General features: G+C 67.9%; 30 protein-coding genes and 5 tRNA genes. 15 read left to right on the forward strand and 20 right to left on the reverse strand.

Going from position 1 to position 25,467, the window contains the following annotated elements; genetic code table 11:
* Positions 1 to 30 precede the first annotated feature (30 nt).
* A complete protein-coding gene (locus tag MYL53_RS02250) occupies positions 31 to 282 on the reverse strand; it encodes a hypothetical protein (RefSeq protein ID WP_247851751.1) in 252 nt (83 codons plus the stop codon).
* Between the two features lie 230 nt (positions 283 to 512).
* On the opposite strand from MYL53_RS02250, the gene MYL53_RS02255 reads away from it, so the two are divergent.
* From MYL53_RS02255 to MYL53_RS02295, 9 genes are all read left to right on the forward strand, one after another.
* The gene (locus tag MYL53_RS02255; RefSeq protein WP_247851753.1) at positions 513 to 701 is read left to right on the forward strand and encodes a hypothetical protein; all 189 of its coding nucleotides are present in this window, start codon (positions 513 to 515) and stop codon (positions 699 to 701) included.
* A gap of 1 nt (position 702) precedes the next feature.
* A complete protein-coding gene (locus MYL53_RS02260; RefSeq protein WP_247851755.1) occupies positions 703 to 990 on the forward strand; it encodes a hypothetical protein in 288 nt (95 codons plus the stop codon).
* A gap of 42 nt (positions 991 to 1,032) precedes the next feature.
* Positions 1,033 to 1,188, forward strand: coding sequence for a hypothetical protein (locus MYL53_RS02265; RefSeq protein WP_247851756.1), 156 nt, complete (start codon positions 1,033 to 1,035; stop codon positions 1,186 to 1,188).
* A gap of 102 nt (positions 1,189 to 1,290) precedes the next feature.
* Positions 1,291 to 2,067, forward strand: a complete 777-nt coding sequence (locus MYL53_RS02270) for an AraC family transcriptional regulator (RefSeq protein WP_247851757.1) — start codon at positions 1,291 to 1,293, stop codon at positions 2,065 to 2,067.
* Positions 2,068 to 2,219: 152 nt separating this feature from the next.
* A complete protein-coding gene (locus tag MYL53_RS02275; RefSeq protein WP_247851758.1) occupies positions 2,220 to 3,254 on the forward strand; it encodes a histone deacetylase family protein in 1,035 nt (344 codons plus the stop codon).
* 42 nt (positions 3,255 to 3,296) lie between these two features.
* The gene (locus tag MYL53_RS02280) at positions 3,297 to 3,653 is read left to right on the forward strand and encodes a RidA family protein (RefSeq protein ID WP_247851760.1); all 357 of its coding nucleotides are present in this window, start codon (positions 3,297 to 3,299) and stop codon (positions 3,651 to 3,653) included.
* 1 nt (position 3,654) lies between these two features.
* Positions 3,655 to 4,596: a bifunctional Delta(1)-pyrroline-2-carboxylate/Delta(1)-piperideine-2-carboxylate reductase gene (gene lhpI / locus MYL53_RS02285; protein WP_247851761.1), complete on the forward strand. Its 942-nt coding sequence runs from the start codon at positions 3,655 to 3,657 to the stop codon at positions 4,594 to 4,596.
* Positions 4,593 to 5,747 carry a class II histone deacetylase gene (locus MYL53_RS02290; RefSeq protein WP_247851763.1) on the forward strand — a complete coding sequence of 385 codons (1,155 nt, stop codon included), beginning with the start codon at positions 4,593 to 4,595 and terminating at the stop codon, positions 5,745 to 5,747. The genes lhpI and MYL53_RS02290 overlap by 4 nt, the downstream gene beginning before the upstream one ends.
* Positions 5,744 to 6,715 (forward strand): branched-chain amino acid transaminase, encoded by a 972-nt coding sequence (locus tag MYL53_RS02295; RefSeq protein ID WP_247851764.1) that lies wholly within the window; start codon positions 5,744 to 5,746, stop codon positions 6,713 to 6,715. The genes MYL53_RS02290 and MYL53_RS02295 overlap by 4 nt, the downstream gene beginning before the upstream one ends.
* Positions 6,716 to 6,770: 55 nt before the next feature.
* Here MYL53_RS02295 and MYL53_RS02300 read toward each other — a convergent pair whose 3' ends face one another.
* The 6 genes from MYL53_RS02300 to MYL53_RS02325 form a co-directional block, all read right to left on the reverse strand.
* Positions 6,771 to 7,889 (reverse strand): pyridoxal phosphate-dependent aminotransferase, encoded by a 1,119-nt coding sequence (locus MYL53_RS02300; protein WP_247851766.1) that lies wholly within the window; start codon positions 7,887 to 7,889, stop codon positions 6,771 to 6,773.
* A 149-nt stretch (positions 7,890 to 8,038) separates the two neighbouring features.
* Positions 8,039 to 8,533, reverse strand: a complete 495-nt coding sequence (locus MYL53_RS02305) for a phosphate-starvation-inducible PsiE family protein (RefSeq protein ID WP_247851767.1) — start codon at positions 8,531 to 8,533, stop codon at positions 8,039 to 8,041.
* A 273-nt stretch (positions 8,534 to 8,806) separates the two neighbouring features.
* Positions 8,807 to 9,538, reverse strand: coding sequence for an RNA methyltransferase (locus tag MYL53_RS02310; RefSeq protein ID WP_247851768.1), 732 nt, complete (start codon positions 9,536 to 9,538; stop codon positions 8,807 to 8,809).
* Positions 9,539 to 9,793: 255 nt separating this feature from the next.
* On the reverse strand, positions 9,794 to 11,443 hold the full coding sequence (groL, locus tag MYL53_RS02315) for a chaperonin GroEL (protein ID WP_247851769.1): 1,650 nt from the start codon (positions 11,441 to 11,443) through the stop codon (positions 9,794 to 9,796).
* A 58-nt stretch (positions 11,444 to 11,501) separates the two neighbouring features.
* A complete protein-coding gene (locus MYL53_RS02320; protein WP_247851770.1) occupies positions 11,502 to 11,795 on the reverse strand; it encodes a co-chaperone GroES in 294 nt (97 codons plus the stop codon).
* A 204-nt stretch (positions 11,796 to 11,999) separates the two neighbouring features.
* Positions 12,000 to 12,518, reverse strand: a complete 519-nt coding sequence (locus MYL53_RS02325; protein ID WP_247851771.1) for an FxsA family protein — start codon at positions 12,516 to 12,518, stop codon at positions 12,000 to 12,002.
* 173 nt (positions 12,519 to 12,691) lie between these two features.
* Here MYL53_RS02325 and MYL53_RS02330 point away from each other — a divergent pair, with 173 nt between their 5' ends.
* Complete coding sequence (locus tag MYL53_RS02330; protein ID WP_247851772.1) at positions 12,692 to 13,453, forward strand: SDR family oxidoreductase; 762 nt, start codon at positions 12,692 to 12,694, stop codon at positions 13,451 to 13,453.
* Positions 13,454 to 13,479: 26 nt separating this feature from the next.
* Here MYL53_RS02330 and MYL53_RS02335 read toward each other — a convergent pair whose 3' ends face one another.
* Positions 13,480 to 13,758 (reverse strand): ComEA family DNA-binding protein, encoded by a 279-nt coding sequence (locus tag MYL53_RS02335; RefSeq protein ID WP_247852366.1) that lies wholly within the window; start codon positions 13,756 to 13,758, stop codon positions 13,480 to 13,482.
* Positions 13,759 to 13,966: 208 nt separating this feature from the next.
* On the opposite strand from MYL53_RS02335, the gene pyrF reads away from it, so the two are divergent.
* Positions 13,967 to 14,668, forward strand: coding sequence for an orotidine-5'-phosphate decarboxylase (pyrF, locus tag MYL53_RS02340; RefSeq protein ID WP_247851774.1), 702 nt, complete (start codon positions 13,967 to 13,969; stop codon positions 14,666 to 14,668).
* 7 nt (positions 14,669 to 14,675) lie between these two features.
* Here the strand turns inward: pyrF and lapB are convergent, their stop codons facing one another.
* Genes lapB through MYL53_RS02355 form a run of 3 tightly spaced genes read right to left on the reverse strand, consistent with a single transcriptional unit; the run spans position 14,676 to position 16,573 of the window.
* Positions 14,676 to 15,860, reverse strand: a complete 1,185-nt coding sequence (gene lapB / locus MYL53_RS02345) for a lipopolysaccharide assembly protein LapB (protein ID WP_247851775.1) — start codon at positions 15,858 to 15,860, stop codon at positions 14,676 to 14,678.
* Between the two features lie 2 nt (positions 15,861 to 15,862).
* On the reverse strand, positions 15,863 to 16,168 hold the full coding sequence (locus MYL53_RS02350; RefSeq protein ID WP_247851776.1) for a lipopolysaccharide assembly protein LapA domain-containing protein: 306 nt from the start codon (positions 16,166 to 16,168) through the stop codon (positions 15,863 to 15,865).
* A 51-nt stretch (positions 16,169 to 16,219) separates the two neighbouring features.
* Complete coding sequence (locus tag MYL53_RS02355) at positions 16,220 to 16,573, reverse strand: integration host factor subunit beta (protein ID WP_282103357.1); 354 nt, start codon at positions 16,571 to 16,573, stop codon at positions 16,220 to 16,222.
* Positions 16,574 to 16,754: 181 nt separating this feature from the next.
* Between MYL53_RS02355 and MYL53_RS02360 the strand changes: the two genes are divergently transcribed.
* Positions 16,755 to 17,048, forward strand: coding sequence for an FAD assembly factor SdhE (locus MYL53_RS02360; protein WP_247851778.1), 294 nt, complete (start codon positions 16,755 to 16,757; stop codon positions 17,046 to 17,048).
* A 97-nt stretch (positions 17,049 to 17,145) separates the two neighbouring features.
* Entirely contained in the window at positions 17,146 to 17,406 is a 261-nt protein-coding gene (locus MYL53_RS02365) for a hypothetical protein (RefSeq protein ID WP_247851780.1), read from the forward strand.
* A 158-nt stretch (positions 17,407 to 17,564) separates the two neighbouring features.
* On the opposite strand, the gene nadB is transcribed toward MYL53_RS02365, so the two are convergent.
* The 8 genes from nadB to uvrY all read right to left on the reverse strand — a co-directional run bounded on the left by nadB (position 17,565) and on the right by uvrY (position 23,993).
* A complete protein-coding gene (gene nadB, locus MYL53_RS02370) occupies positions 17,565 to 19,151 on the reverse strand; it encodes an L-aspartate oxidase (RefSeq protein WP_247851781.1) in 1,587 nt (528 codons plus the stop codon).
* Positions 19,152 to 19,178: 27 nt separating this feature from the next.
* A complete protein-coding gene (locus tag MYL53_RS02375) occupies positions 19,179 to 20,306 on the reverse strand; it encodes an FUSC family protein (protein ID WP_247851782.1) in 1,128 nt (375 codons plus the stop codon).
* A gap of 49 nt (positions 20,307 to 20,355) precedes the next feature.
* Positions 20,356 to 20,442, reverse strand: a tRNA-Leu gene (locus MYL53_RS02380).
* Between the two features lie 30 nt (positions 20,443 to 20,472).
* Positions 20,473 to 20,546: transfer RNA gene (locus tag MYL53_RS02385), tRNA-Cys, on the reverse strand.
* A gap of 106 nt (positions 20,547 to 20,652) precedes the next feature.
* Positions 20,653 to 20,727 (reverse strand) — tRNA-Gly (locus tag MYL53_RS02390).
* Positions 20,728 to 20,789: 62 nt separating this feature from the next.
* Positions 20,790 to 21,338 carry a CDP-diacylglycerol--glycerol-3-phosphate 3-phosphatidyltransferase gene (gene pgsA, locus MYL53_RS02395; RefSeq protein ID WP_247851783.1) on the reverse strand — a complete coding sequence of 183 codons (549 nt, stop codon included), beginning with the start codon at positions 21,336 to 21,338 and terminating at the stop codon, positions 20,790 to 20,792.
* A gap of 126 nt (positions 21,339 to 21,464) precedes the next feature.
* Positions 21,465 to 23,279, reverse strand: a complete 1,815-nt coding sequence (gene uvrC / locus MYL53_RS02400) for an excinuclease ABC subunit UvrC (RefSeq protein WP_247851784.1) — start codon at positions 23,277 to 23,279, stop codon at positions 21,465 to 21,467.
* A 66-nt stretch (positions 23,280 to 23,345) separates the two neighbouring features.
* Positions 23,346 to 23,993, reverse strand: coding sequence for a UvrY/SirA/GacA family response regulator transcription factor (gene uvrY / locus MYL53_RS02405; protein WP_247851785.1), 648 nt, complete (start codon positions 23,991 to 23,993; stop codon positions 23,346 to 23,348).
* 200 nt (positions 23,994 to 24,193) lie between these two features.
* Between uvrY and MYL53_RS02410 the strand changes: the two genes are divergently transcribed.
* Both MYL53_RS02410 and MYL53_RS02415 read left to right on the forward strand, forming a co-directional pair.
* Positions 24,194 to 24,269: transfer RNA gene (locus MYL53_RS02410), tRNA-Ala, on the forward strand.
* A 165-nt stretch (positions 24,270 to 24,434) separates the two neighbouring features.
* Positions 24,435 to 24,510: transfer RNA gene (locus tag MYL53_RS02415), tRNA-Ala, on the forward strand.
* A gap of 183 nt (positions 24,511 to 24,693) precedes the next feature.
* On the opposite strand, the gene MYL53_RS02420 is transcribed toward MYL53_RS02415, so the two are convergent.
* A complete protein-coding gene (locus MYL53_RS02420; protein ID WP_247851786.1) occupies positions 24,694 to 25,452 on the reverse strand; it encodes an SDR family NAD(P)-dependent oxidoreductase in 759 nt (252 codons plus the stop codon).
* Positions 25,453 to 25,467: the final 15 nt, after the last annotated feature.

Here is a 25,467-nt window from a genome sequence, read left to right on the forward strand (position 1 = left end):
TTGGTGCCGTTGTTTCATCATGCCGTCGTTTCAGGGCAGCATCAGCCCCGCCGCGCCCAGCCGTTCGCGCAGCTGTGCCAGGCCGCCTTCGTATTCCCAGTACATCACGCGCCCGTGCGACCCCGTCACCAGCAGGTACTGCTCGCTGATCGACTGAATGCGCTCGATGGCCACCAGTTTGGCGGTGAAATCGTCCTGGCCAGGCTCGCGAATTTCCCGATTGTTCTCGTCGAAACCATGCACGACATAAGCGGTCTTGACCTTCAGCTCCAGATATTTCATGACGCTCCTTAGCCTCCTTGCAGTGTGCAAATTTTGGGGATATGCGTCTCGATGCGGGCCTGAAACGGGGCGATGCGAGCGGGCGCACAGGTGCGCAACGGTGCGGTGTCTCGACGGTAACACAATAACCTTGTTGCCGTTTTGAGACACGGTGTGTCGTCGCGGCGCCACATGGGTAAGGCCTCGGGGCTTCGCTAGAATGGCCCCATCAATCAGGCCCAGGAGGCACCATGTCATTTCGCCCGCTGACCCTTGCGACCCTGCTGCTTGCCGCCCTGTTTCTGGCCGGCTGCAGCTACACGCCCGCCCGTATCGATCCCGAACCGCTGATCGAGATCGGCGATCATCATGGTGGCGACTATCGCAGTCATGGTGGTGGCTTCTGCCCACCGGGGCAGGCGAAGAAAGGACGCTGCTGAGATGACCGTCTCACGTCGTCGTGGCGCTGTGGCAGGCCTGGCATTGGCGGTTGCGCTGCTGGTCTCGGGGTGCAGCTACACGCCGGCGCGCATCGACACCGGACCGCTGGTCGAGGTCGGCGGTTATCACGACGGTCATCGTCATTACGAGCGCCGTCACTATCGTCATCATGACGATCACTATCGGGATCGCCGCCGCCACCGTCGCCATCACCGCGACTATCGCGAATACCGCGACCATCGCGGTGGTTTCTGCCCGCCCGGGCAGGCCCGGCATGGGCGCTGCTGAGGAGCGGGAGGAAGGCCTATGTGTCAATTGGGACGAGTCGCGGTGAGCATCGCCCTGATGGGACTGATGCTGGCGGGCTGCAGCTATACGCCGGCGCGTTTTCACGCCACACCGCTGATCGAGATCGTCGACCATCCCGTCGGCCATTCACGGCATCAAGGGCAGAATGATCAGGGCGAAGACGGCAACGCCCAGTGACCGGTCGGCGCCGGGCATCCCATCGATGGTCGCAGGGGTTTGCGTTTCCCGCCGCCTGGGCCCATGGTACAAGGCTTATTCGACGACAAGCCGGCAGGCGCCATGTTCTATCTCGATCTGCGGGCCACCACCCTCCAGCGCGAGCATGTGGCCCACGAGCATGATCACCACCAGCTGATCCTGGCCACCCGGGGCGCCACCGAGCTCTCGATCGAAGGGCGTGGCGAGCGCATCACCGGCAGCCGGGGATGCATCATTCCCTGTTCGCGTCACCACGAGTACCACGGTGACGGCCGTAACCGCACCTTCGTGCTGGACATTCCCGCCGCGACGCTGCCCGGTCTGCGCGATGCCGACCGGATCGAGCGGCTGTTCGATCGTCCCCGCTTCTTCGGCGTTCCGCAACGTCTCAATCGCCTGGCCGAGAGCCTGATGCTGCAGCTCGAGGCCTGCCCGGCGCTGCACAGCGAGATCGCGGCCCTGCTGCTGCGGGCGCTCTATCTGCATCTGGCCGCCGAGCCTCTGGCCCACGGGGCGGGGAGCGCCGTCGAGGGCGACGACGGCCGCCTCGATCTGGCGCGCCTGGACGCCTGGATCGATCGTCACCTGGCCGACGAGATCCGGGTCGAGCGCCTGGCGGCGCTGTGCGCCTTGAGTGCCGGACACTTCCACGCCCGCTTCCGCGCACGCACTGGTCTGACGCCGCTGGCCTACGTGCAGCGGCGGCGCCTCGAGCACGCCCGCACCCTGGTGCATCACAGCGACCTGAGCCTGGGCCATATCGCCGCCCTGGTCGGCTTTCGCGATCAGGGCAGTTTCTCCCGCGCCTATCGCCGTCAGTTCGATGTGGCGCCGTCCCGGGAGCGTCACCGGGACTGAGCGGGTTCAGGAGTCCGGGGCAAGGCTGCCGCAGTCTCGGGCAAGCAGGCGTCATCTCTCCGACCTACCTTGAGGTTCAGTCACCGGCGTCGGGGCCTTACGAGCCCGCGTTCGATAACAACCACAACTGAGCCCGTGACAAGGAAAGCCCCATGAAGCTCTTCTATCATCCCGACCAGGAGCGCCATGCCCCGGAGACCTTCCTGCTGCGGGGCCGGCCGGCCCCTTCGCCGGAGGGGCCGGTGCGGGCCGAGCTGTTGAGCGAGGGGCTGGCCGAGGCGGGGCTGGCGTTGACGCCCCCCGGCGACTCCGACGGCGACCGCCTGCGCGAGCGCCTGACGCGCATTCACAGTCCGCGCTACCTCGACTTCCTGGAGACCATCCACGCCCGCTGGCAGGCGTTGCCGGACGCCGCCGAGATCGTCGCCCCCAACGTGCACCCCTGCGGCGGCGGCCACCATTACCCGCGCCATCCGGTCGGTCAGGCCGGCTGGCATCTGCATGACATGGCCTGCCCCATCACCGCCGACAGCTTCGCCGGCATCCTGGCCAGCGCGGCCACCGCCCAGGCCGCCGCCGAGGCGGTGGCGGGCGGTGAGCGCGCCGCCTATGCGCTGTGCCGTCCGCCCGGCCACCACGCCGGCCCCGAACGCGCCGGCGGCTTCTGCTTCCTCAACAACGCGGCGCTGGCGGCCACGCTGCTGCGCGAGCGCTTTCCTCGGGTGGCGATCCTCGACGTCGACCTGCATCACGGCAACGGCACCCAGGACATCTTCTACGCCGACGGCGAGGTCTGGACCGGCTCGCTGCACGCCGACCCGGCCGACTTCTACCCGTTCTTCTGGGGCGGCGCCGACGAGATCGGCGAGGGGGCGGGGCAGGGCGCCAACGTCAACCTGCCGCTGCCGGTGGGCAGCAATGGAGCGGCCTTCCTGGCCGCCCTGGACATCCTGATCGAGCGGCTCGGCGAGTTCGTCCCCCAGGCGGTGGTGGTGGCCCTGGGCCTGGACGCCCACAAGGACGATCCCCTGGCGGGGCTGGCCCTCGAGACCGACGACTTCGCCACCGTGGGCAGGCGCCTGGCGGCGCTCGATCTGCCCACGGTGCTGGTGCAGGAGGGCGGCTACCCCACCGAGCACCTGAGCCATAACCTGGCCGCCTTCATGGGCGGCTTCCAAGGCGCCTGAGGGCGTCCCCGACCAGAGACACAGAGAAGAGAGAGACACGTCATGAGCCTGAGCCATCACGACAGCAACGAACGCATGAGTCAGATCGCCGTCCACAACGGTACCGTCTACCTGGCCGGCCAGGTGCCGAGCGACGCCGGCGCCGACATGCGCGGCCAGACCGAGCAGGTGCTGGCGCGCATCGACGCGCTGCTGGCCAAGGCCGGCACCTCCAAGGAGCAGCTGATCTCGGCGCAGATCTGGGTGACCAGCATGGACGAATTCGCCGAGATGAACGCCGCCTGGGACGCCTGGGTGACGCCGGGCCGTCCGCCGGTGCGCGCCGCCGTCGAGGCCCGGCTGGCCAAGCCCGAGTGGAAGGTCGAGATCATGGTCGTGGCCGCGCTGCCGGAGGCCTGATATGCGCATCATCGACGCCGATCGCGTGGCGGCTGCGCTGGCCTGGCCGGCGCTGGTGGAGCGGCTGGCCGCCACCTTCCGCGAGGGAGTGGAGTCGCCGCCGCGCCACCATCACGCCATGCATCGCCCCGACGGTGAGGCCACCCTGCTGTTGATGCCCGCCTGGGAGCGGGAAGGCTACATCGGGGTGAAGATGGTCAACGTCTTTCCCCAGAACGCCGATCACGGCCTGCCGGCGATTTCCGGGGTCTATCTGCTCAGCGAGGGGCAGCATGGCCAGCCGCTGGCCTGCATCGACGGCAGCGAGCTGACCCGGCGCCGCACTGCGGCGGCATCCGCCCTGGCCGCTCGGGAGCTGGCCCGGGCGGATGCCGAGACCCTGCTGGTGGTGGGCACCGGCAAGCTGGCGCCGATGGTGATCGAGGCCCATGCCGCCGTGCGCCCGATTCGTCGCGTGCGCATCTGGGGGCGGCATCCCGAGAAGGCCGAGCGGCTGGCCGCCGAATACGCGGATCGCTTCGACACCGCGGCGGTCACCGACCTGGAGGCGGCGGCCCGCGAGGCCGATCTGATCAGCTGCGTGACGCTCTCCACCGAACCGCTGATTCGCGGCGACTGGCTGTCGCCGGGCACCCATCTCGACCTGATCGGCGCCTTCCGGCCGACCATGCGTGAGGCCGACGCGGAGTGCCTGCGTCGCGGCGAGGTGTTCGTCGACACCTATGCCGGCGCCCGGGGCGAGGCCGGCGATATCCTGCAGGCGGTCAAGGAGGGCGCCTTCGCCTTCGATGACATTCGTGCCGAGCTGGGCGAGCTGCTGGATGGCCGCAGGCTCGGTCGCAGCGGTGATCAGGCCATCACGGTGTTCAAGTCGGTGGGCGCTTCGCTGGAGGACCTGGCGGCCGCCATCGAGGTCTGGGAACGCCAGGAGGCGAGCCCATGACGCGCGAAACGGCTGTCACGGGGCGGGCCGTCACGGGCTTCTACTGGCACGAGCGCTGCTTCTGGCACGATGCCGGTGCCATCGGGGTGTTCGCCTCGCCGGGCGAGTTCCGACAGCCCCAGCCTGCCTCGGAGAGCCCGGAAAGCAAGCGGCGACTCAAGAACCTGCTGGAGGTGTCCGGGCTGATCGACGAGCTCGCGGTGCGCAAGGCGCCGCCCGCCGCGCGGGAGGACCTCGAGCGCTTCCATACCGGCGCCTATCTCGACGCTCTCGAGGCGGGCGATCGCGACCGCGGCGGCGACGCTGGAGACTGCGCGCCCTACACCCCGGGTAGCCTGGCGGCGGCGTGCCAGTCGGCCGGGCTCGCCGTGGCGGCGGTCGAGGCGGTGGCCACCGGCGAGCTGAGCAACGCCTATGCGCTGTGCCGGCCGCCGGGCCACCACGCCGAGGCCGATCGGGGGCGCGGCTTCTGCCTGCTGGGCAATATCCCGGTGGCGGTGATGCGCGCCCGGGCGCTGGGCCAGGTGGGGCGTGTGGCGATCCTCGACTGGGACGTCCACCACGGCAACGGCCAGCAGTCGGCCTTCTATTATGATCCCGAGGTGTTCACGGTGTCGCTCCATCAGGCCGGCAACTATCCGCTGGACACCGGCGCCTTCGAGGAACAGGGGGAGGGCGCGGGGCGTGGTGCCTGCCTGAACCTGCCGCTGCCGCCCGGCTGTGGCCTGGGCGCCTACGCCCATGCCATGGAGACCCTGGTGCTCCCGGCCCTCGAGGCCTTCCGGCCCGAGCTGATCGTGGTGGCCTGCGGCTATGACGCCTGCGCCAAGGACCCGCTGGGCAAGATGCTGCTCAATGGCCGCGCCTTCGGCGAGATGACTCGCGGGCTCATGGCCCTGGCCGAGCGGGTCTGCGCGGGCCGCTTGGTGATGGTCCACGAGGGCGGTTACTCCGAGGGCTACGTGCCCTTCTGCGGACACGCGGTGATCGAGGCGCTGGCGGGTAGCGAGATCGCCGTGCCCGACCCGCAGAACGACGAGATCGCCGCCTGGGGCTACCAGGCCCTCCAGCCCCATCAGCGGGCGCTGATCGACGACTGGCGCGAGCGCTGGTTCGCCGCCACTTCCCGGAACAGCGAGAGTGCTCCATGACGCCCCTTTACGACCGCGACGGCTGGCTCTGGCAGGACGGCGACTGGCTGCCCTGGCGCGAGGCCAGCACCCACCTGCTGACCCATACCCTGCACTACGGCATGGGCTGCTTCGAGGGCGTACGTGCCTACCAGGGGCTGGATGGCCGACCGGCCTTGTTCCGGGTCGCCGAGCATACCCGCCGGCTGCTGGATAGCGCCCATGCCCTGGATATACCGTTATCTTACGACGCCGAGGCTCTGATCACGGCCCAGCGCGAGTGCCTGACGCGCAACGGCCTGACCAACGCCTATCTCAAGCCCACGGTCTACCTGGGCGCCGAGGGGCTGGGGCTGCGGGCCAAGGGATTGACCCGCCATGTGATGATCGCCGCCTGGGATCTGGGCGACTATGTCTCCCCCGAGGCGGCGGCGGTCGGCCTGAGGGCACTGACGTCCTCCTGGGCGCGCCACCACGTCAACATCAGCCTGTGCCGGGCCAAGACCAACGGCCACTACGTGAACTCGATGCTGGCGCTGAACACGGCAGTGAAGGCGGGCTTCGACGAGACCCTGATGCTCGACCCCGAGGGCTACGTGGCCGAGGCCTCGGCGGCCAACGTCTTCCTGCTGCGCGACGGCGCCCTGCATACGCCGGAGATCACCTCATGCCTGCAGGGCATCACCCGCGACAGCGTCATTCGCCTGGCCCGCGAGGTGCTGGGGCTCGAGGTGGTCGAGCGGCGGATCACCCGGGACGAGCTGTATACCGCCGATGAGGCCTTCCTGACCGGCACCGCGGCCGAGCTCCTGCCGCTGCGTGAGCTGGACGGCCGCCATATCGGGGCGCGGGCGGGGGCGCCGCCGGTCGGCGAGCCGATTGCCGACGACTCGGTGACCGCTCGGCTGCAGCGGCTGTATCGCCGGGTCACCCGCGGCGACCTGGGCGACGACCTGGCGGGCTATGGCGACTGGCTGACGCCCGCCTGAAGCCAAGTGTGGCGTGCGATGGCCGATGTCGAGGGCCTGCACCGCGGCCGCGTCGTCATTCGTCCGCCTGTGCTTCCTCGAGCGCTGCTTCCAGCGTCGCCAGCCGGCCCGGCACCAGGGCGTCCTCCACGGCGGTGATCCGCAGCAGATGGCCGAGCGCTGGGTGAGCGGCGCGGGCGGTCAGCTTGCCCTCGTCCAGCAGCGCGGCGTGCACGCGCGCGGCCATCTCGGCGCTGGGCAGGCGAAGGGCGATGAAATTGGTGGCGCTCGGCAGCACGTCGGCGCCCAGGGCGCGGAAGTGCGCCGTCAGCCGCTCCCGCCGCTCGATGACGTCGCGCAGGTGGCGGTCGATGTCCTCGGGCCGATCCAGTACCACCTCCGCGGCCGCCAGGCTGAGTGAGGAGACGGCGTAGTGGATGCGTACCTTCTGCATCATGGCTCGCGTCTCGGGCTCGACGATCGCATAGCCGACGCGCAGCCCGGCCAATCCCATGGCCTTCGACAGCGTGCGGCAGCGGATCACGCCGGGCAGGGCGCGGCTGAAGCCCGGTTCGTCGGCGTCGTCGCGGAAGTCGTGATAGGCCTCGTCCAGCAGCAGCCAGCAGTCCTCGGGCAGCGCCTCGCGCAGCCGGTCGACGTCGTCGGCGGCGTGTCGATGGCCGGTGGGATTGTCCGGGTTGGCCAGATACACCAGCCGGGCGTTTTCCCGATGCGCGGCGGCGGCCAGGGCGTCGAGGTCCGGGGCCAGGCATTCGTCATCCTCCCGATAGTCGACCTCCACCAGGTGGCAGCCCTGGCCCCGGGCGAAGTAGCCGAAGGTCGGGTAGGTGCCGGCGGCGGCGATGACGGTGGTGCCGGTCGGAGCCACCGTGCGCAGGGCCAGGGCCAGCAGGCTATCGCAGCCGGCGTCGACCAGCAGGGTGTCGACGTCGAAGCCGTGGCGACGCGCCAGGCGCTCGCGCAGGGCCAGCGCCTCGGCGTCGCCGTAGCAGGTGACGTGCTCGACCATGGTATCGCCGAAATGCGCGCGCAGCGCGGCGTGGGGCATGTCGAGCCCCTCGTTGGAGCCCAGACGGTGAGGAATCTCATGACCCAGGCGCCGCTGCAGCGCCGCGAGGCCGGGAAAGGGGTTGTCGGGGCCGGGCGTATAGAGGTGATCGGCGAAGCGGGGCATGGGGCCTCTCTCGATGCGCGTGGAGTGGAGCCCTGGTCGCTGGCGGCCAGGTCGATGGCTGTCGCATGAGGTTACCGGGCTGGCCGGTGGTTCTGCCAGTGCGCGCGGTCGGCAGACGCGTCGCGAAAGGGCGAGGGCAGTGCCTCGTCCTAGTGCTTGCGTGCCACTAGCCAGTGGGTGACGCCGAGAGCCAGCACCACGGCGGCGATGGCGAAGACGTACTCGGCCGAGACGGTCGAGATGTCCAGCACGATGACTTTCCGGGCAATGGCCATCAGCGCCGTGGCCACGACCAGCTGGATGGGAAGCACGCTGGTTCCCAGGTAGAGGCGAATGTTGATGAAGATTTCGATGGCGATCAGCACCACCATGAAGGCGCCGAACAGGCGAAAGATGTCGCCGACCTCCAGCAGCAGGAAGGGCGGTGAGGCGAGCTGCTGGTAGAGCACGTAGACGACGTCGAAGATGCCCCACAGGATCACGAACACCATCAGCACGGCCAGCACCTTGACGCCGACGCGGATGACTCGGTGCAGGATACCGATCAGCGAATCTTCATGCTCCTCGGGGAGTTCGTCGTGGAGCAGATGCTGGCGCTTCCCCGGGGTGGCGGCGGACGGTCGGGTCTCAGGCTCGGTGCTCATGGCGACTCTCCTGGCCGGTGGCGACTTCCACTCTGCCACCTTGTGCCGGGGCGGAAAAGAAAAACGCCACGACGCGAGCGTCGTGGCGATATCTGCATCCTCCCTGGGCATCGTCCCGATGCCGAGATCGGCGTCCCTGGCGGGGCGTCCTGCCCCTGGCGTCCCTGGCGAAGCGAGTGGCAGTGTCCGTTGCCGGTTCCCGTCTTGGGCAGTTGTAGTCTCGGCCAGACGCATGACGATGCCGTGAAGGGCCGATGACGTTTGCGTGGCGGCCTATTCGCCCTGATGACGTTCCAGTGAGCTCAGCAGCCCGCGCAGCAGCGAGAGTTCCTTGCGCGAGGGCTGGGCGCGGGCGAACAGCGCCTGCAGCTGCTCTTCGGTGCGGGCGTGGGGCTGGGTGATGAAGCCGCTGGTCTGCATCAGGCGCGACAGGTGCTCGTGGAAGTGGCCCAGCTGTTCGCGGGTCGGCTGGCGATCCGGGGTCGGCCGTGCGGCCTGGAAGCCGCTGTCAGGGCGCTGGCGCCAGGCGCGGAAGGTCTCGTAGGCCAGCACCTGGACGGCCTGGGAGAGGTTGAGGATGCCATAGTCCGGGTTGGCGGGAATGCTGACCTGATGGCTGCAGCAGCGGATCTCGTCATTGGTCAGCCCGAAGCGTTCGCGGCCGAACACCAGGGCGACGGGGTCGCCGGCGGCGTGGTCCACCAGCGATTCGGCCATCTCGGTGGGCTCGTCGAAGTGGGGCAGGGGCATGCTGCGCAGCCGGGCGCTGGCGCCGATCACCTGGACGCAGTCGCTCACCGCTGCCTCCAGAGAATCGACCACCCGGGCCGCCTCGATCACGTCCTCGGCGCCGGCGGCCAGCCGGCTGGCCTCGGGATCGGGAAAGCGGCGCGGATTGACCAGCACCAGGTCGGTGAGCCCCATGGTCTTCATGGCACGCGCCGAGGCGCCGATATTGCCGGGGTGATAGGTTTGAACGAGGACGATGCGGATATTGGAGAGCATGGGGTCTCGGTGATGCGACGGTGGGAATGACAATGGCGGCCATCTTACCCTGTCACGCCTCACGCCTCACGCCTCACGCCTCACGCCTCACGCCTCACGCCTCACGCCTCACGCCTCACGCCTTATCCTTTTCGCCTCGCCCCTCGCCCCTCGCCCCTCGCCCCTCGCCCCTCGCCCCTCGCCCTTAACGAAAAGACCCCCGCCGGTTGCCCGGCGGGGGTCTGTCTCAGGCGTGGCCTGGAAGAATGGAACGGCTTACATCATGCCGCCCATGCCTCCCATACCGCCCATGCCACCCATGTCGCCGCCACCGGCAGCATCCTGCTCGTCCGGGTCGTCGGCGATCATGCACTCGGTGGTGATCATCAGGCCGGCAACGGAGCCTGCAGACTGCAGGGCGCTGCGGGTGACCTTGGCCGGGTCCAGCACGCCCATGTCGAACAGGTCGCCGAACTCGCCGGTCTGGGCGTTGTAGCCGAAGTTGCCTTCACCGTCCTTGACGCGGTTCAGGATGACGGACGCCTCCTGGCCGGCATTGGTGACGATCTGGCGCAGCGGGGCTTCCATGGCGCGCACGGCGATGGCGATGCCGTGGGTCTGGTCTTCGTTCTCGCCCTTGAGGCCGGCGATCTTGGTCAGCACGCGGATCAGGGCGGTACCGCCCCCCGGCACCACGCCTTCCTCGACGGCGGCGCGAGTGGAGTGCAGGGCGTCCTCGACGCGGGCCTTCTTCTCCTTCATCTCCACTTCGGTGGCGGCACCGACGCGGATCACGGCGACACCGCCGGCCAGCTTGGCGACGCGCTCCTGGAGCTTCTCGCGATCGTAGTCGGAGGAGGTCTCCTCGATCTGGGCGCGGATCTGGTTGACGCGGGCCTCGATGTCGGCGTCCTGGCCGGCGCCGTCGATGATGGTGGTGTTCTCCTTGGACATGGTCACGCGCTTGGCGGTGCCCAGGTGGTCCAGGGTGGCCTGCTCGAGATCCAGACCGACTTCCTCGGAGATCACGGTGCCGCCGGTCAGGATGGCGATGTCCTGCAGCATGGCCTTGCGACGGTCGCCGAAGCCCGGGGCCTTGGCGGCCGCGACCTTGACGATGCCGCGCATGGTGTTGACCACCAGCGTGGCCAGGGCTTCGCCCTCGATGTCCTCGGCGATGATCACCAGCGGCTTGCCGGCCTTGGCGACGGCCTCGAGGGTCGGCAGCAGCTCGCGGATGTTGGAGATCTTCTTGTCCACCAACAGGATGAACGGATCTTCCAGTTCCACGGCCATGGTGTCCTGGTTGGTCACGAAATACGGTGACAGGTAGCCGCGATCGAACTGCATGCCTTCCACGACGTCCAGCTCGTCTTCGAAGCCACGGCCTTCGTCGACGGTGATGACGCCTTCTTTACCGACCTTTTCCATCGCCTCGGCGATGATGCGGCCGATGTTGGTGTCGCCGTTGGCGGAGATGGTGCCGACCTGGGCGATGGCGTTGGAGTCGGTGCACGGCACGGCCAGCTCGCCGACTTCCTTGACCGCGGCGTGGATGGCCTGGTCGATGCCGCGCTTCAGGTCCATCGGGTTCATGCCCGCGATGACGCCCTTCAGGCCTTCGTTGACGATGGCCTGGGCCAGCACGGTGGCGGTGGTGGTGCCGTCACCGGCGACGTCGGAGGTCTTGGAAGCGACTTCCTTGACCATCTGCGCGCCCATGTTCTCGAACTTGTCCTTGAGCTCGATTTCCTTGGCCACGGACACGCCGTCCTTGGTCACGGTCGGCGCGCCGAAGGATTTTTCCAGCACCACGTTGCGGCCTTTCGGGCCCAGGGTGGCCTTGACGGCGTTGGCCAGGGTGTCGACACCCTTGGCCATGCGGGTGCGGGCATCGCTGGAGAACTTGACTTGTTTCGCTGCCATTTTCGTAGATTTCCTGTGAGTTCGTGAACGTCGGGTTCGAGCGGGTGGCGGTCTAGGCTCAGCCTTCGACGACGGCCAGGATGTCGGACTCGCTCATGATCAGCACTTCTTCACCGTCGATCTTCTGCTTTTCGACGCCGAAGCCATCCTTGAAGATCACGGTGTCGCCGACCTTGACGTCGAGCGGGCGAACGTCGCCGCTGTCCAGAATCCGGCCGTTACCGACGGCGACCACTTCGCCACGAGTCGGCTTTTCCTGGGCGCTGCCCGGGAGCACGATGCCGCCAGCGGTTTTCTGTTCTTCTTCGACGCGACGGATGACGACGCGATCGTGCAAGGGACGGATGTTCATTGCTCACGTTCTCCTGATGGTTTGCTGTGCCAGGGCGTCGCTGCCCCGGCGTTTTCATCATCAACCCGCAGATCGGACTGCGGAGTGAAGGCGCATGCCTTCCGTGGGGATGATTCCGGCGAGCCGGAATCGAAACTCGGTGCTGTCGGATAGGTGGGGCTGTCCAGTGGGCTTTCAAGCCCCCGCCCGAAAATTTTTTGCCGTTCAGCCGCGCCGCTCGTCGTGGGCGATGAAGTCGCCCTCCAGCGGTTCTCCGGCGTCGTCCTGCGAGGACGGGCGCTGGCGTGATCCGTGCGCTTCGCCGGCCTGCTGCCAGTCGGCGTCGTGCCCCGGGCGGGCCTGGTAGGCGCCGGCCTGCACGTGCACGCCCTGGAAGCGCATGCCCAGGCGGCCCAGCAGCTTGCCGAGCAGGCGCCGGGCATCGGGAATCAGGCACATGAAGCCGAGAGCGTCGGACAGGAAGCCCGGCGCCATCAGCAGGGCGCCGCCGAAGATCAGGGCGGCACCGGTGAGCAGCTCGCCGGACGGCAGCTCGCCCCGGGCCATGCGCTCCTGGGCGCGGGCGAAGGTGGCGACGCCTTCGCGGCGGATCAGGTGCAGGCCCAGGAAGCCGGTGCCCAGCACCAGGGCCAGGGTGGTCAGCAGCCCGATATGGCTGCCGACCGTGAACAGCAGGACGAAGTCGAGCAGGGCGAAGACGGTAAAGAAAGCGAGAAAAGGCATGGTGGCTCCGCGTTGACGAATGCCGGTTAGATGAGGGCGTCGGGGCGGGAAATCAAGCCTCGACCAAAGGCCGGGTGCTGCATCGCAACATTCGAGATAAGCTAACCATGACAGGTGGCGGCCTCGTCGGTTTGCGGGGCAGGCCGAGACGTGACAGCAGCGGGAGATCCGACATGACATTGAAGGAGCGTATCATCGCCATTACCGGCGGCGCCCGGGGCCTGGGCCTGGCGATGGCCGAGCGTCTGGGGCGCGAGGGCGCGACCCTGGCACTGCTCGATCACGACGGCGACAGCCTGGATGGTGCCGTGAGCCGGCTGGCCGAGGCCGGCATCGTGGCACGAGGCTTCGTCGTCGACGTGGCCGACGAGGCCTCGGTGGCCGCGGCCTTTGCCGCCGTCGAGGAGGCGCTGGGCCCCGTCGACGGCCTGGTCAACAACGCTGGCATCGTGCGCGATGGGTTGCTGGTCAAGGCGAAGGAGGGCGAGGTGTCGGATCGCCTGTCGCTGGCCGACTGGCAGCAGGTGATCGACGTCAATCTGACCGGCGTCTTCCTGTGCGGGCGCGAGGCGGCGACCCGCATGATCGAAGCCGGCCGCCGGGGCGTGATCGTCAATATTTCCAGCGTCGTACGCGGCGGCAACGTTGGCCAGAGCAACTATGCGGCGGCCAAGGCCGGGGTGGCCTCGCTGACCGTGACCTGGGCCCAGGAGCTGGCGCGGCACGGTATCCGGGTGGGTGCGGTGGCGCCCGGTTTCATCGAGACCGAGATGACCGCGGCCCTGCGCGAGGACATCCGCGAGCGCATCACGGCCGGCATTCCGCTGCGCCACATGGGGCAGCCCGACGATATCGCCGAGAGCGTAGCCTTCATCTTCAGCAACGACTACTTCACGGGGCGGGTGGTGGAATGCGACGGCGGGCTCAGGATCTAGCCTGAGCGCCGCCGTCTGGCGCTTCCTCAGAAGGTGACCTGATCGGCGAGTCCCTCCACGGTCATCTCGCCGATGCCGTTGACCCGGGCGAGGTCGTCGGCGGATTCGAACGGGCCGTTGGCCTCGCGGTCCTCGACGATGGCGGCGGCCTTCGTCTCGCCGATGCCCGGCAGCTCGGCCAGCAGGGTGGCGTCGGCGGTGTTGACGTTGATCGGCGTGGCTTCCTGAGCCATGGCCGGGGTGGCCAGGCCGAGCACCAGCGCCAGGCCGAGGGCGGTGAGAAGGGCTTTCGCTTGGCTTTTCATCATGACGGGCTCTCCGGTAATGACGACGGATCGGCGTTCGCTGACGCCACCTGTTTCAAGCTAGTGTCGCCCCGGGGCGTCGGATGTGAGCGAATGTCGCCCGCTGTTATCGGTCATCGGTGATGCCGGCGGGGAGAGATCTCCCCATGCGTCCGGGGGCATGGCTGATATACTGCGCGGGTTCATTCAGCTGCCAGGAGCCCTGCCCGTGCCCACCGCGTCTCCCCTGATCATCGCTCTCGACTACGCCTCCCTGGATGCTGCCCTGTGCATGGCCGATCGGCTCGATCCTGCCCGCTGCCGGGTCAAGGTGGGCAAGGAGCTGTTCACCCGCAGCGGCCCCGACGTGCTCGAGGCGCTGCACGGGCGCGGCTTCGAGGTGTTCCTGGACCTCAAGTTCCATGACATTCCCAACACCGTGGCCGGCGCCGTGCAGGCCGCAGCCGAGCAGGGCGTGTGGATGGTCAACGTCCATGCTGGCGGTGGCCGCCGGATGATGGAGGCGGCCAAGCAGCGCCTGGTCCAGAACGGCTTGTCGACCCATCTGATCGCGGTCACGGTGCTGACGAGCATGGCGGCGGAGGATCTGGCCGAGGTGGGCGTCACCGCCACGCCCGCCGAGCAGGTCGAGCGGCTGGCGGCGCTGGCCCGCGACAGCGGCATGGACGGTGTGGTGTGCTCGGCCCAGGAGGCCGAGCGGCTGCGTGCTCTGTGCGGCGATGACTTCCTCAAAGTGACGCCGGGGATTCGTCCGGCCACGGCCGAGGCGGGCGATCAGCGTCGCGTGATGACGCCGTCGGCTGCCATGGCGGCGGGCAGTACCCATCTGGTGGTGGGGCGGCCGGTGACTCAGGCCGAGGACCCCATGGCGGCGCTGACCGCCATCGAGGCGGAACTGGCCGCCGGCTGAGGCCGGTCTATTCGCCCTCGATGCCGGTGATCGGCTTGGTGGTGCCCCAGCTGCGGCAGCGGGGGCACTGCCACAGCAGCGGTTCGCCGCTGAAGCCGCAGCGCTGGCAGCGATGTCGGGGGCGGGCCTTGAGCAGGGTGTGGGTGTGGCGCTGCAGCAGCTCGATGCGCGGATTCCCCGTGCTGCTTCCCTGCTGGTGGTAGAGCCGCATCAGGTAGTCGACCCCGCCGAGGCTCGGCGAGCGCTCGAGCTCCCGGGTCAGCAGCGCCAGGGCGGCGTCCGTGTCGCCGTGATGGCGGCGCAGGGTCTCCGCCAGCATGATGATCACGCTGGTATAGGGCGCGATCTCCAGCAGCGACTCGAGGTGGCGGATCAGCCCCTCCTCGTCGTCGAGCAGCCGATAGGCGCGGCCGAGCGGCTCGAGCAGGGTGGGAATGAAGTGCTTGTCCTGATCGGGAATGCGCTGCAGCAGGCGGATCGCCTGCCGGTACTGGCCGGTCTCCAGGGCCATGTCGGCCAGCGCCAGGTTGGCGCGCACGCACTGTCGATCGGTGGACAGCGCCTGTTTGAGGTGACGACGGGCCAGCACCGGGCTCGCCGCCTGGCGCTCCTGCTCGGCAATCTCGCACAGCCAGTGGGCCGCCGCGCGCCGCACGTCATCGCTCTCCTTGACCAGGGCCGGCTGGGCCACGTCCAGCGCCTGCTGATACTCGCCTTCCCGCTCCAGCAGGTCGACCAGCAGCTGGCGCGCGGCATGGCGATGCTCGCCGTTCTGACTGTCCTTGATCAGTGAGTAGAGTAGCCGCTCGGCGCGGTCGAGCAGGCCGAGCTGCAGGAAGTCGCGCGACAGCTCCAGCTGCACCCGATCGCCCTGTTCGCCGCTCAGGGTGGGGCGGGCCAGCAGGTTCTGGTGAACCTTGACCGCCCGGTCGGCCTCGCCGCGGGTGCGGAACAGGTTGCCCAGGGCGATATGGGTCTCGATGGTATCGCTGTTGACCTCCAGGGCGCCGATGAAGGTCTCGATGGCGCGGTCCTGCTGGTCGTTGAGCAGATAGTTGAGGCCCACGAAGTAATCGCGGACCAGCGTGGGAGACTGCGAGGCGGGGGTGGTGGACCGACGTTCGCGGCGGCCGAGCCACCAACCGATGGCGACCGCTGCCAATAGCAGGGCCAGCAGCAGAACATCGGTCATGCTCAGGACAGTTCCTTCATCTCCTGGACGCGCAGCTTGTCCAGCTCCTTGCGCTGCTGCTGGTTATGGCGCTGGGCGCGGGTCAGCAGCGTCCGCAGGCGCAGATAGACGCCGCCCATGGCGAGCATGCCCAGCAGTACGCCGACGACCAGGCTCGCCAGCAGCCACACGGAGAGCGACGCCGCCGGCAGCTCGATCCAGATTAGGTTGAGGGGCAGCGCCTGTTGATTGTTGACGGCAAACAGAATGCCGACCAGCAGTACTATCAGCAGGAGGACGGCCAGGATCAGGCCTTTGAGCCAACGCATGTATGAATTCCCGTGTCGTGTGGATAGAGAAGGGCCGTCGGGAGCGCCCCTTTAGTAACCGAGGGCGCGACTGGCGTCCACCTGCTCGCGAAGCTCCTTGCCGGGCTTGAAGTGCGGCACGAACTTGCCATCGAGGTCGACCGGCTCGCCGGTCTTGGGATTGCGTCCGGTGCGCGGTTCGCGGTAGTGCAGCGAAAAGCTGCCGAAGCCGCGGATCTCGACGCGACCGCCTTCCGCCAGGGTGTCGGTGATGTCATCCAGGATCAGCCGCACCGCGGCCTCGACGTCCTTGACGGACAGCTCGGGCTGTCGCATGGCAATCTGTTCGATCAATTCGGACTTGGTCATCGGCTCTCTCCGTGCTGTCCTGGCCTGGCCGTTGGGCTCAGGGCGATCGCTCCTCAAAGCATACTGCGCAACTTTCGATAAAACAACGCACTAGCCCTCACGGAGGCAGATCGTGGCGCTGCGGGGCCAGCGCGCGACGCCGGGAGTGTCGGCGCGGCGTCGACCATCGCGCAGGCTGCCGGGGGCGGGGTGGCTCGGGTATACTGTCGTGACATTCATCGGATCAACGAGGCCGATCTTGAACGACGATTCGTCCGCGGCAGCCGCCCTTCGCAAGCGCCTCTACTGGCATTCCCGGCGTGGCATGTGGGAACTCGACCTGCTGCTGATTCCCTTCCTGGAGCAGCGCTATGATGACCTCGACGAGCGTGACCAGGCCGCTTACAGGACCCTGATCGACGAGGAAGACCAGGATCTCTTCGCCTGGCTGATGCGCCGCGAGTGGCCCGAGGAGCCCGAGCGTCGTCGCATCGTCAAGATGATCGTCGAACATGCCGAGACCACCGATAACGATCACTATCGTACCCTCTAGGCTGTCGCTGTGTGCCCAGGGGCTGTCGGCCCTGGGCGTGGTGATATGTCTGGGTGTGCAGGCGCCCTGGTGGGCAACCGTCTTGGCGGCGAGCGTGATGCTCGCGATGCTGATCGATGCGGCGCGGCGTCGCCCCAGGGGGATGCTGTGGCTTCAGCCTCGGGAGAACGAGGCGCCGCTAGGCGCCTGGCGAGACGAGAAGGACGAGGCGTGGCGAGAGGCGCCGCTGCGCTGCGACCACCTGGGGCCCTGGCTGATCGGCCTGCGTCTCTCCGGCAGGCGCCTGTGGCTCTGGCCCGATAGCGGCGATGCCGCCTCCCTGCGGCGTCTGCGCAAGGCGCTGCGTTCTCTTCCCTGATTCAGGCGTCCTTCATTCGCGGCGCCTGCCTCGACTTTCCGCGTTTTCCTTTCCTGCCGTTGTGGCTTCTGCTGCGTCCGGCCGGCGTCTCTTGGTGCCGAGTCGGCATGTTCGCCCCGCGTTCCTTCGATGCGTGCGACATCGGCGTGGGCGCGATCTCAGTCGGCGCTCGGGGCCAGGTCGCCCAGGTGGATGCGTGATGGCTGCGGTGCGGGGTCGCCGTGCAGCGGACAGTCAGGGTTGAAGTGCAGGCCGCGGGACTCGCGGCGTGCCCGGGCGCTGGCCACGGTGAGGCGCGCCAGGCGCAAGGCGTGCCATAGCCGATAAAGGCTGACACTGGGCGCGGCGTCGGCGATGCGCGGTGCCAGGCGCTCGGCGAGTTCGGCGAGACGCTGCTCGGCCGTGGCGAGCCCGGCGTCGTGGCGCACGATGGCGACGTTCTCGCTCATGATGGTGCGTACGCGGGCCAGCATCTCGCCACATTCCGCCTCCGGGATCGCCGTCCGGCCGGGCCGCCAGGGCGTCAGCGGGGCGTTCTCGTCAGGTACCGCCCGGCACAGGCGCCGGGCGCAGCTGCGGGCGAAGGCCAGGCATTCCAGCAGCGAGTTGCTGGCCATGCGGTTGGCGCCGTGCAGGCCGGTGCCGGCGACTTCCCCCACCGCATAGAGGCGCGGCACCGTGGTGGCGCCATCGAGATCCGTGTGCACGCCGCCGCAGCTGTAGTGGGCGGCCGGCACCACCGGGATCGGTTCCTGGGCGATGTCGATGCCGCGCGCGGCGCAGTGAGCGTGGATGGTGGGGAAGTGGTGGCGAATGACCGCCTCCCCCAGGTGGCGCACGTCGAGCCATACGTGGTCGGTACCGCTGCGCTGCATCTCGGCGTCGATGGCGCGGGCGACAACGTCGCGGGGGGCGAGTTCGGCGCGCGGGTCGACCTCGGGCATGAAGCGGTGCCCCTCGGCGTCGAGCAGATGGCCGCCTTCGCCGCGTACGGCTTCGCTGATCAGGAAGGGAGGACCGTCCGGATCGAACAGGCAGGTCGGGTGGAACTGCTGGAATTCCAGGTTCATCAGCTCGGCGCCGAGCTCGGCCGCCATCAGCATGCCTTCGCCGCAGGCCGGATCGGGGCTGGTGGTGTGGCGGAACAGGCCGCTGGCGCCGCCGGTGGCCAGCACGGTGTCCGCTGCCGGCAGTTCCACCAGGTTGCCTGGCTCGTCGAGGCAGCGGGCGCCCCGGCAGTGGCCGGCGGCATCACCGATCAGGCCGATGGCGGTCAGGTCGGTGCGCAGGCGGATACCCGGGTGGGCCTCGACGTGCTGGCGCAGGGTCTCGACCACGGCGCGACCGGTGGCGTCGTCGGCGTGGATGATGCGGCGCGCGCCGTGCCCGCCTTCCCGGGTCAGGTGATACGGATAGCGGGCCTCGGGGTCGGGATCCGGCGTGAAGGGCACGCCCAGCGACAGCAACCACGCGATGGCGGCCGGCCCCTGCTCCACGGTAAAGCGCACGGCGGCCTCGTCGCACAGGCCGTCGCCGGCCACCAGGGTGTCGGCGACGTGGGCTTCGACATCGTCGTCCGGCGACAGCACGGCGGCGATGCCGCCCTGGGCCCAGCGGCTGGCGCCCAGCGCCTCGCGGGACGGCTGCAGCAGCGTCACCGGGCGTTGGTCGGCAATCTCCAGCGCCAGTACCAGGCCGGCGATACCGCCGCCGATGATCAGGGTCTCTTGGGGGCTGTCGGGCATCGGAGGGTTCCTTGCATGGCGGAGGCGTCAGCGTGGCGCTTTGCCGGTATCCTGAGGCTCGAGCAGGCCGTGACGCGTGGCGCCCTTGCGCAGGCGGCGGCTGGGCAGACGCTCGAGGCTGCCCAGGCTCTCGATCAGCTCGCCGGTCAGGCGGGCCAGCTCGCGGTTGAGCCACAGGTAGCCGCTGGGGCTGAACAATCTCCGGCCGTCATCGCCGTAGGCGTCGCCGGCGAGATCGGCGTGGCGCTGCAGATCGAAGGGCGCGAGCTCGACGTCGATGGGGTGGCCGGTGCGGACCTGGAAGGCCAGGGTGCCGATGCCGCGGGCCAGGGTGTGCTGCTGGTCGCGCAGCCCGTCCATGGCATCGATGCGCTCGTGGCCGGCGCGGGTGTTCCAGTGGGTCTCCAGCAGCAGCTCGATGGTCGAGAACATGCGGCGCTGCAGGGAAATGAGCGCGTCCAGCTCGACGCGGGTCAGCCGGTTCTCGCGGTGGATGGCGTCCACCAGGCCGCGCTGCTTGACCAGCAGCTTGCTGCAGCCCTTGAGCAGCTCGTGAGTGTCGAGATCGGGCGGGGCGCTGGCCGAGGTGTGGGCGTGATAGAGACGAGCCATGTGGTCCAGATGATCGGCCAGGGCGAAGCGCAGCAGGTCGGTGGCCTTGTGAGGCAGGACCAGCACGGTGACGCCGATGCCGATCAGCGTGCCCAGCAGCACGTTGAGGCTGCGCCACAGGGCGACGTCCAGCTCTGGCGTGCTGCCGCCGATGACCAGCAGCAGGCTGATGGCGAACATCAGGCCGCCGTAGCCGAAGCGCTTGCTGAACGTGTACCAGGTGACCGCGGCGATGCCGGCCAGTGCGCCCAGAGGAACGAGGCTCGGCGAGGGCAGGGGAATGACGATCAGCAGCAGCCCCCAGAGGGCGCCCAGCAGGGTGCCGAGCAGGCGCTGGCGCCCCTTGTCGAGCACGCCGCCGATATGGGGCAGGTTGCCCATCACCATGACGGTGCTGACCAGTGCCCAGCCGCGGTGGGGGATCTCGAAGGGTTCGGTGATGGCGTAGGTGATGACCATGGCCAGCACGACGCGCAGCACGTGCAGCGTGCGGCGATGCCGATTCGTGAAGTAGGGGTCTCGGAGCAGGCGCACCAGCTTCATGGGAGGGGAGTACCGTTGACAGGTCAGCCCATGGCGGGTCGGGAGATCATGGTGCCCGGAGCCGGGCTCGAACCGGCACGGTGTTACCACCGAGGGATTTTAAGTCCCTTGCGTCTACCAATTTCGCCATCCGGGCGGGGATTCGAGCGCACAGCTAAAGGAATGATGGAGGCTGGAGTCGGAATCGAACCGGCGTACACGGAGTTGCAGTCCGCTGCATAACCACTCTGCCATCCAGCCTCAAGGATCGTGCCATCCGTGGGGGATGGAGCGAAGACGATGGCCCGTCTTGCGCATTGATCCGGTCGAGTCAGTTCTCTTCGCCGAAGCGTGTCTTCGAAGAGAGTGGAGCGGGAAACGAGATTCGAACTCGCGACCCTCGCCTTGGCAAGGCGATGCTCTACCACTGAGCTATTCCCGCCTGACTCGAGGACGTATTATACGGATAAGTCGGTGACTGTCAAACGCTTTTCTCGACTGCCGTTACATTGAATCGCTGAGATGCGGCCAGGCGGCACGCAGGTACTGGATCATCGACCACAGGGTCAGCAGGGCCGCGGCGTACAGCGTGATGATGCCCAGCATGGCGATCGGCGTGCCGGGGGCGAAGCCCAGCAGCATCAGCAGGGCGATCATCTGCAGCGTGGTCTTGATCTTGCCGATCCAGGACACCGCCACCTTGCCGCGCTTGCCCATCTCGGCCATCCACTCGCGCAGCGCCGAGATCACGATCTCGCGGCCGATGATCACCAGCGCCGGCAGCGTCAGCCAGCTGGCATCGTAGCGCTCGATCAGCAGCGCCAGGGCCACGGCCACCATCAGCTTGTCGGCCACCGGATCGAGGAAGGCGCCAAATGGCGTCGACTGGTTCCAGCGCCGGGCCAGGTAGCCGTCCAGCCAGTCGGTGATCGAGGCCAGCCCGAACAGGGCGCCGGTGGCCAGCAGGCTCCACGAGAAGGGCAGATAGAACAGCACGACCAGCAGCGGGATGAAGACGATTCTGGCCAGGGTCAGGAGGTTGGGAATGTTCATCGAAGCTGCGGTCCTTGCCTGAGGGTTCGAGAGTTGGGCCCATTCTATCCCGCGAGGCGATGCTCATCCATGCGGGGCGCGATGAATGGTGTCGGTGGCGTTGCCTCGTGTTCTGGCGAGCGGTATTTATCCATGCAGGGCGCGGTGAATGGTGTCGGCCAGGGTGGCGCTGATGCCGGGCACCCGGGCGAGCTCGTCGCGGCTGGCCTTCTGCACGCCCTGCAGGCCGCCGAAGAAGCGCAGCAGCTCGCGCCGCCGGCGCGGGCCGACGCCGGGGATGTCCTCCAGCGTCGAGGTGCGCCGGGCCTTGTCGCGGCGGGTGCGGTGGCCGGTGATGGCGAAGCGGTGCGATTCGTCGCGGATGTGCTGCAGCAGGTGCAGCGCCGGCGAGGTGGCATCGAGATCCAGGGTGCGGTCGACGGTCTCCAGGTAGAGGATCTCGAGCCCCGCCTTGCGGGTGCTGCCCTTGGCCACGCCGAGCAGCATCACGCCGGTCACGCCGAGCTCGGCGAACACCTCGCGGGCCATGTTGAGTTGCCCCTTCCCGCCGTCGACCACCAGGATGTCCGGCCGCGCGCCTTCGCCCTCGGCGAGGCGCTTGAAGCGGCGGGTCAGGGCCTGGCGCATGGCGGCGTAGTCGTCGCCGGGCTCGATGCCCGCGATATTGAAGCGACGATAGTCGGACTTGCGCGGGCCGTCGGCATCGAACACCACGCAGGAGGCCACGGTGGCCTCGCCCTGGCTGTGGCTGATGTCGAAGCATTCCAGGCGTTCCGGGGGCTGCTCGAGGCCGAGCGCCTCGCGCAGCGCCTCGAAGCGCTTCGCGAGCTGGGTCTGGTTGGCCAGCTGGCCGGCCAGCTGCTGTTCGGCGTTGGTGCGGGCCAGCTCCTGCCACTGGGCGCGGTGGCTGCGCACCTGATCGGTGACGCGGATGCGCCTGCCGGCGTGTTCGCTCAGCGCCCGGGCCAGCAGCTCGGCGTCTGGCAGCGGGTGGCTGGTGATGATCTCGGCGGGAATCTCCCGGGCCTGGCCGAGATAGAACTGGCTGACGAATTCGCCGAGCAGTGCCTCGGGGTCCAGGTCCAGGCCGTTGGTCGGCTGATGATGGCGGGCGCCGAGCAGACGCCCCTGGCGAATCGCGAGCACCGAGATGCACAGTGCGCCGGGACGCGAGGCCAGGGCGAAGACGTCCGCGTCGCCGCTGCCGGTGTCGACGAACTGGCGCTGCTGCAGCTGGCGCAGCTGCTGGATCTGGTCGCGCAGCCGGGCCGCTTCCTCGAACTCGAGGGCCTGGCTGGCGGCCTCCATGTCGCGGGTCAGCTCCCGGGTCACGGCCTCGCTCTTGCCTTCCAGGCACTGGATGGCGTGCTCGAGATCGCGCCGATAGTCTGCCTCCGAGATGTAGCCCACGCAGGGTGCGCTGCAGCGACTGATCTGATACTGCAGGCAGGGTCGGGTGCGATGGGCGAAGACGCTGTCCTCGCAGTTGCGGATGCGGAAGATCTTCTGCATCAGCGACAGGCTCTCGCGGACCGCGGTGCTGCTCGGATAGGGACCCAGATAGCGACCGTCGTCCTGACGGGTGCGGGCCCGCTTGTATTCCAGCGCCGGGTAGGGATGGCGGTCGGTGACGAACACGAAGGGGTAGGACTTGTCGTCCCGCAGCAGGATGTTATAGGGCGGACGCTGTTCCTTGATCAGCGTCTGTTCGAGCAGCAGTGCCTCGGTTTCGCTGTTGGTCACCGTGACCTGGATGTCGGCGATGCGCGCCACCAGCGCCTGGGTCTTGGTGTTCAACGCGCCGCGGAAGTAGCTGGCCAGGCGGGCCTTCAGGCGGCGTGCCTTGCCCACATAGAGGGTCTCGCCGCGCTCGTCGAGCATGCGGTAGACGCCGGGGGCTTCGGTGACGGTGGCGAGGAACTGACGCGAATCGAAACTCATCGGGCGGCGGTCTGGCGTGGATGGAGACTCATCCTATCAGACTCGCCGCCGAACAGGGTGGTGGGGTTATTCCACCTCGCTGAAACCGTCGACCAGTCCGTGGCGCAGCCCCAGGTGCGTCAGCTCGACGTCAGAATGCACGTCGAGCTTCTCGAAGATGCGATAGCGATAGGTGTTGACGGTCTTGGGGCTCAGGAACATGCGGTCGGCGATATCGGCGACCTTCTGGCAGTTGACGATCATCATCGCCACCTGCAGCTCGCGCTGGGAGAGCTGATCGAAGGGGTTGTCGCTGGCGTCGATGCGCGACAGTACCAGGCGCTGGGCGATCTCGGGGCTGACGTAGCGCTGCCCGGCGAAGACGCTGCGCACCGCGGTGACCATCTCGTCGTGCTGCGAACCCTTGCTGATGAAGCCGTGGGCGCCGGCGTCGAGCAGGCGCTGGGCGAAGGTGTCCTCGAGGAAGGCGGTCAGCACCAGGATGCGGATGTCCTGGGTGAAGCGGTGGATCTTGCGGGTGGCTTCCAGCCCGCCGATACCGGGCATGCGTATGTCCATCAGCACGATATCCGGCTTGAGTTCACGGGCCAGGCGAATGGCCTCCTCGCCATCCGCGGCTTCGCCCACGATGGAAATGTCCGGCTCGGCATCGAGCAGGTGGGCGATACTGGTCCTTACCAGGTGGTGGTCGTCGGCAACGAGAACCCTGATCAAGGCAGGTGCTCCTCAAATAATGTTGAATGCGTCTGGCGCCGATACTGATGCCATGCTCAGACTCTAGCGTGGCACAACATTGTCTTAAGGGGAATTGGCGCCCTCACAAGGTATGACTTTTCTCTCCAAGGTGTTGACGAGCGAGGGGAATGTTCGTAGTATTTGCCTCGTTCTCGCAAGGTAGCAATGCGAGCAACAGTGGGGCCTTAGCTCAGCTGGGAGAGCGCAACACTGGCAGTGTTGAGGTCAGCGGTTCGATCCCGCTAGGCTCCACCACCGAATATCGAAAACCGCCCGATGCCTCGCGCATCGGGCGGTCTTTTTATGCTCGACGAGCGGGGCGAGGCCGAGGAAAAAAGACGAGCTTCTTGGCTTGACGTCTCGGTTAAAGCAGCGTAGTATACGCCTCGTTCTCGCAAGGCAGTAACGGCGAGCAACAGTGGGGCCTTAGCTCAGCTGGGAGAGCGCAACACTGGCAGTGTTGAGGTCAGCGGTTCGATCCCGCTAGGCTCCACCAACCGAATATCGAGACGCCGCCCGATGCACATGCATCGGGCGGCGTCTTTTTTGCATGTCCATTTCTGGTGTCCGTGGCGTTCTGCCTGACAGCGGGGCGCGCCTCTCTAAGCCTGCGACTTGGCTCGGCGTAGCGCGCCGGAGCCCCCGGCGCGCTCGTCGTCCATTGGGCCGTTCCAGTCGCTCAGTCGCGGTCGATGGCGAAGGGCGCCCAGGCTTGCCGCACGGGCATCACGTCCATCCGGTTGATGTTGATATGCGCGGGCAGGGTGGCGACGTAGAAGATCTGCTCGGCAATGTCCTCGGCGGACAGTGGCGTGGTGTCGCGATAGAGCGCATCGTGGGCGTCCTGGCTGCCGCCGGTGCGCACCAGGGTGAATTCCGTCTCGGACAGACCCGGCGCCACGTCGGTCACGCGCACCCCGGTGCCCAGCAGGTCGCAGCGCAGGTTGTAGCTGAACTGCTTGACGAAGGCCTTGGTGGCGCCATAGACGTGGCTGCCCGGGTAGGGCGTGTCGCCGGCCACCGAGCCGAGGTTGATGATGCTGCTGCCGGCCCCCTGTTCGATCAGCGTCGGCAGCAGGGCATGGGTGACGTTGGCCAGGCCGCGGACGTTGGTATCGATCATGGTGTGCCAGTCGGCGAGGTCGACCTTTTGTGCCGGCTGAGGCGCCAGGGCCAGGCCGGCGTTGTTGACCAGGCAGGTCACTCCCTTGAAGGCGTCGGGCAGGGCCTCGACCACGGCTTTCACCGCGGCGTCGTCGCGCACGTCGAGCACGGCCGTGTGCACCGGCACCTTGTCCTTCAGCGCCTCGCGCAGCTCGTCGAGGCGCTCCTCGCGGCGGCCCGAGAGCACCAGCGACCAGCCCGCCTCGGCGAAGCGGTGGGCGCAGGCGCGCCCGAATCCGGAAGTGGCTCCGGTGATGAAGGCGATACGGTTCATGGCAGGCTCCTTTTG

Origin of the sequence: Halomonas getboli, assembly GCF_023094245.1 — a bacterium.
Lineage (GTDB): Bacteria > Pseudomonadota > Gammaproteobacteria > Pseudomonadales > Halomonadaceae > Halomonas > Halomonas getboli.

Excerpts from the sequence above, each read along its gene's own strand:
- MYL53_RS02250 (WP_247851751.1), bottom strand. The coding sequence starts at position 282 with ATGAAATATCTGGAGCTGAAGGTCAAGACCGCTTATGTCGTGCATGGT.
- MYL53_RS02255 (WP_247851753.1), top strand. The coding sequence starts at position 513 with ATGTCATTTCGCCCGCTGACCCTTGCGACCCTGCTGCTTGCCGCCCTG.
- MYL53_RS02260 (WP_247851755.1), top strand. The coding sequence starts at position 703 with ATGACCGTCTCACGTCGTCGTGGCGCTGTGGCAGGCCTGGCATTGGCG.
- MYL53_RS02270 (WP_247851757.1), top strand. The coding sequence starts at position 1,291 with ATGTTCTATCTCGATCTGCGGGCCACCACCCTCCAGCGCGAGCATGTG.
- MYL53_RS02275 (WP_247851758.1), top strand. The coding sequence starts at position 2,220 with ATGAAGCTCTTCTATCATCCCGACCAGGAGCGCCATGCCCCGGAGACC.
- MYL53_RS02280 (WP_247851760.1), top strand. The coding sequence starts at position 3,297 with ATGAGCCTGAGCCATCACGACAGCAACGAACGCATGAGTCAGATCGCC.
- lhpI (WP_247851761.1), top strand. The coding sequence starts at position 3,655 with ATGCGCATCATCGACGCCGATCGCGTGGCGGCTGCGCTGGCCTGGCCG.
- MYL53_RS02290 (WP_247851763.1), top strand. The coding sequence starts at position 4,593 with ATGACGCGCGAAACGGCTGTCACGGGGCGGGCCGTCACGGGCTTCTAC.
- MYL53_RS02295 (WP_247851764.1), top strand. The coding sequence starts at position 5,744 with ATGACGCCCCTTTACGACCGCGACGGCTGGCTCTGGCAGGACGGCGAC.
- MYL53_RS02300 (WP_247851766.1), bottom strand. The coding sequence starts at position 7,889 with ATGCCCCGCTTCGCCGATCACCTCTATACGCCCGGCCCCGACAACCCC.
- MYL53_RS02305 (WP_247851767.1), bottom strand. The coding sequence starts at position 8,533 with ATGAGCACCGAGCCTGAGACCCGACCGTCCGCCGCCACCCCGGGGAAG.
- MYL53_RS02310 (WP_247851768.1), bottom strand. The coding sequence starts at position 9,538 with ATGCTCTCCAATATCCGCATCGTCCTCGTTCAAACCTATCACCCCGGC.
- groL (WP_247851769.1), bottom strand. The coding sequence starts at position 11,443 with ATGGCAGCGAAACAAGTCAAGTTCTCCAGCGATGCCCGCACCCGCATG.
- MYL53_RS02320 (WP_247851770.1), bottom strand. The coding sequence starts at position 11,795 with ATGAACATCCGTCCCTTGCACGATCGCGTCGTCATCCGTCGCGTCGAA.
- MYL53_RS02325 (WP_247851771.1), bottom strand. The coding sequence starts at position 12,518 with ATGCCTTTTCTCGCTTTCTTTACCGTCTTCGCCCTGCTCGACTTCGTC.
- MYL53_RS02330 (WP_247851772.1), top strand. The coding sequence starts at position 12,692 with ATGACATTGAAGGAGCGTATCATCGCCATTACCGGCGGCGCCCGGGGC.
- MYL53_RS02335 (WP_247852366.1), bottom strand. The coding sequence starts at position 13,758 with ATGAAAAGCCAAGCGAAAGCCCTTCTCACCGCCCTCGGCCTGGCGCTG.
- lapB (WP_247851775.1), bottom strand. The coding sequence starts at position 15,860 with ATGACCGATGTTCTGCTGCTGGCCCTGCTATTGGCAGCGGTCGCCATC.
- MYL53_RS02350 (WP_247851776.1), bottom strand. The coding sequence starts at position 16,168 with ATGCGTTGGCTCAAAGGCCTGATCCTGGCCGTCCTCCTGCTGATAGTA.
- MYL53_RS02365 (WP_247851780.1), top strand. The coding sequence starts at position 17,146 with ATGCTCGCGATGCTGATCGATGCGGCGCGGCGTCGCCCCAGGGGGATG.
- nadB (WP_247851781.1), bottom strand. The coding sequence starts at position 19,151 with ATGCCCGACAGCCCCCAAGAGACCCTGATCATCGGCGGCGGTATCGCC.
- MYL53_RS02375 (WP_247851782.1), bottom strand. The coding sequence starts at position 20,306 with ATGAAGCTGGTGCGCCTGCTCCGAGACCCCTACTTCACGAATCGGCAT.
- pgsA (WP_247851783.1), bottom strand. The coding sequence starts at position 21,338 with ATGAACATTCCCAACCTCCTGACCCTGGCCAGAATCGTCTTCATCCCG.
- uvrC (WP_247851784.1), bottom strand. The coding sequence starts at position 23,279 with ATGAGTTTCGATTCGCGTCAGTTCCTCGCCACCGTCACCGAAGCCCCC.
- MYL53_RS02420 (WP_247851786.1), bottom strand. The coding sequence starts at position 25,452 with ATGAACCGTATCGCCTTCATCACCGGAGCCACTTCCGGATTCGGGCGC.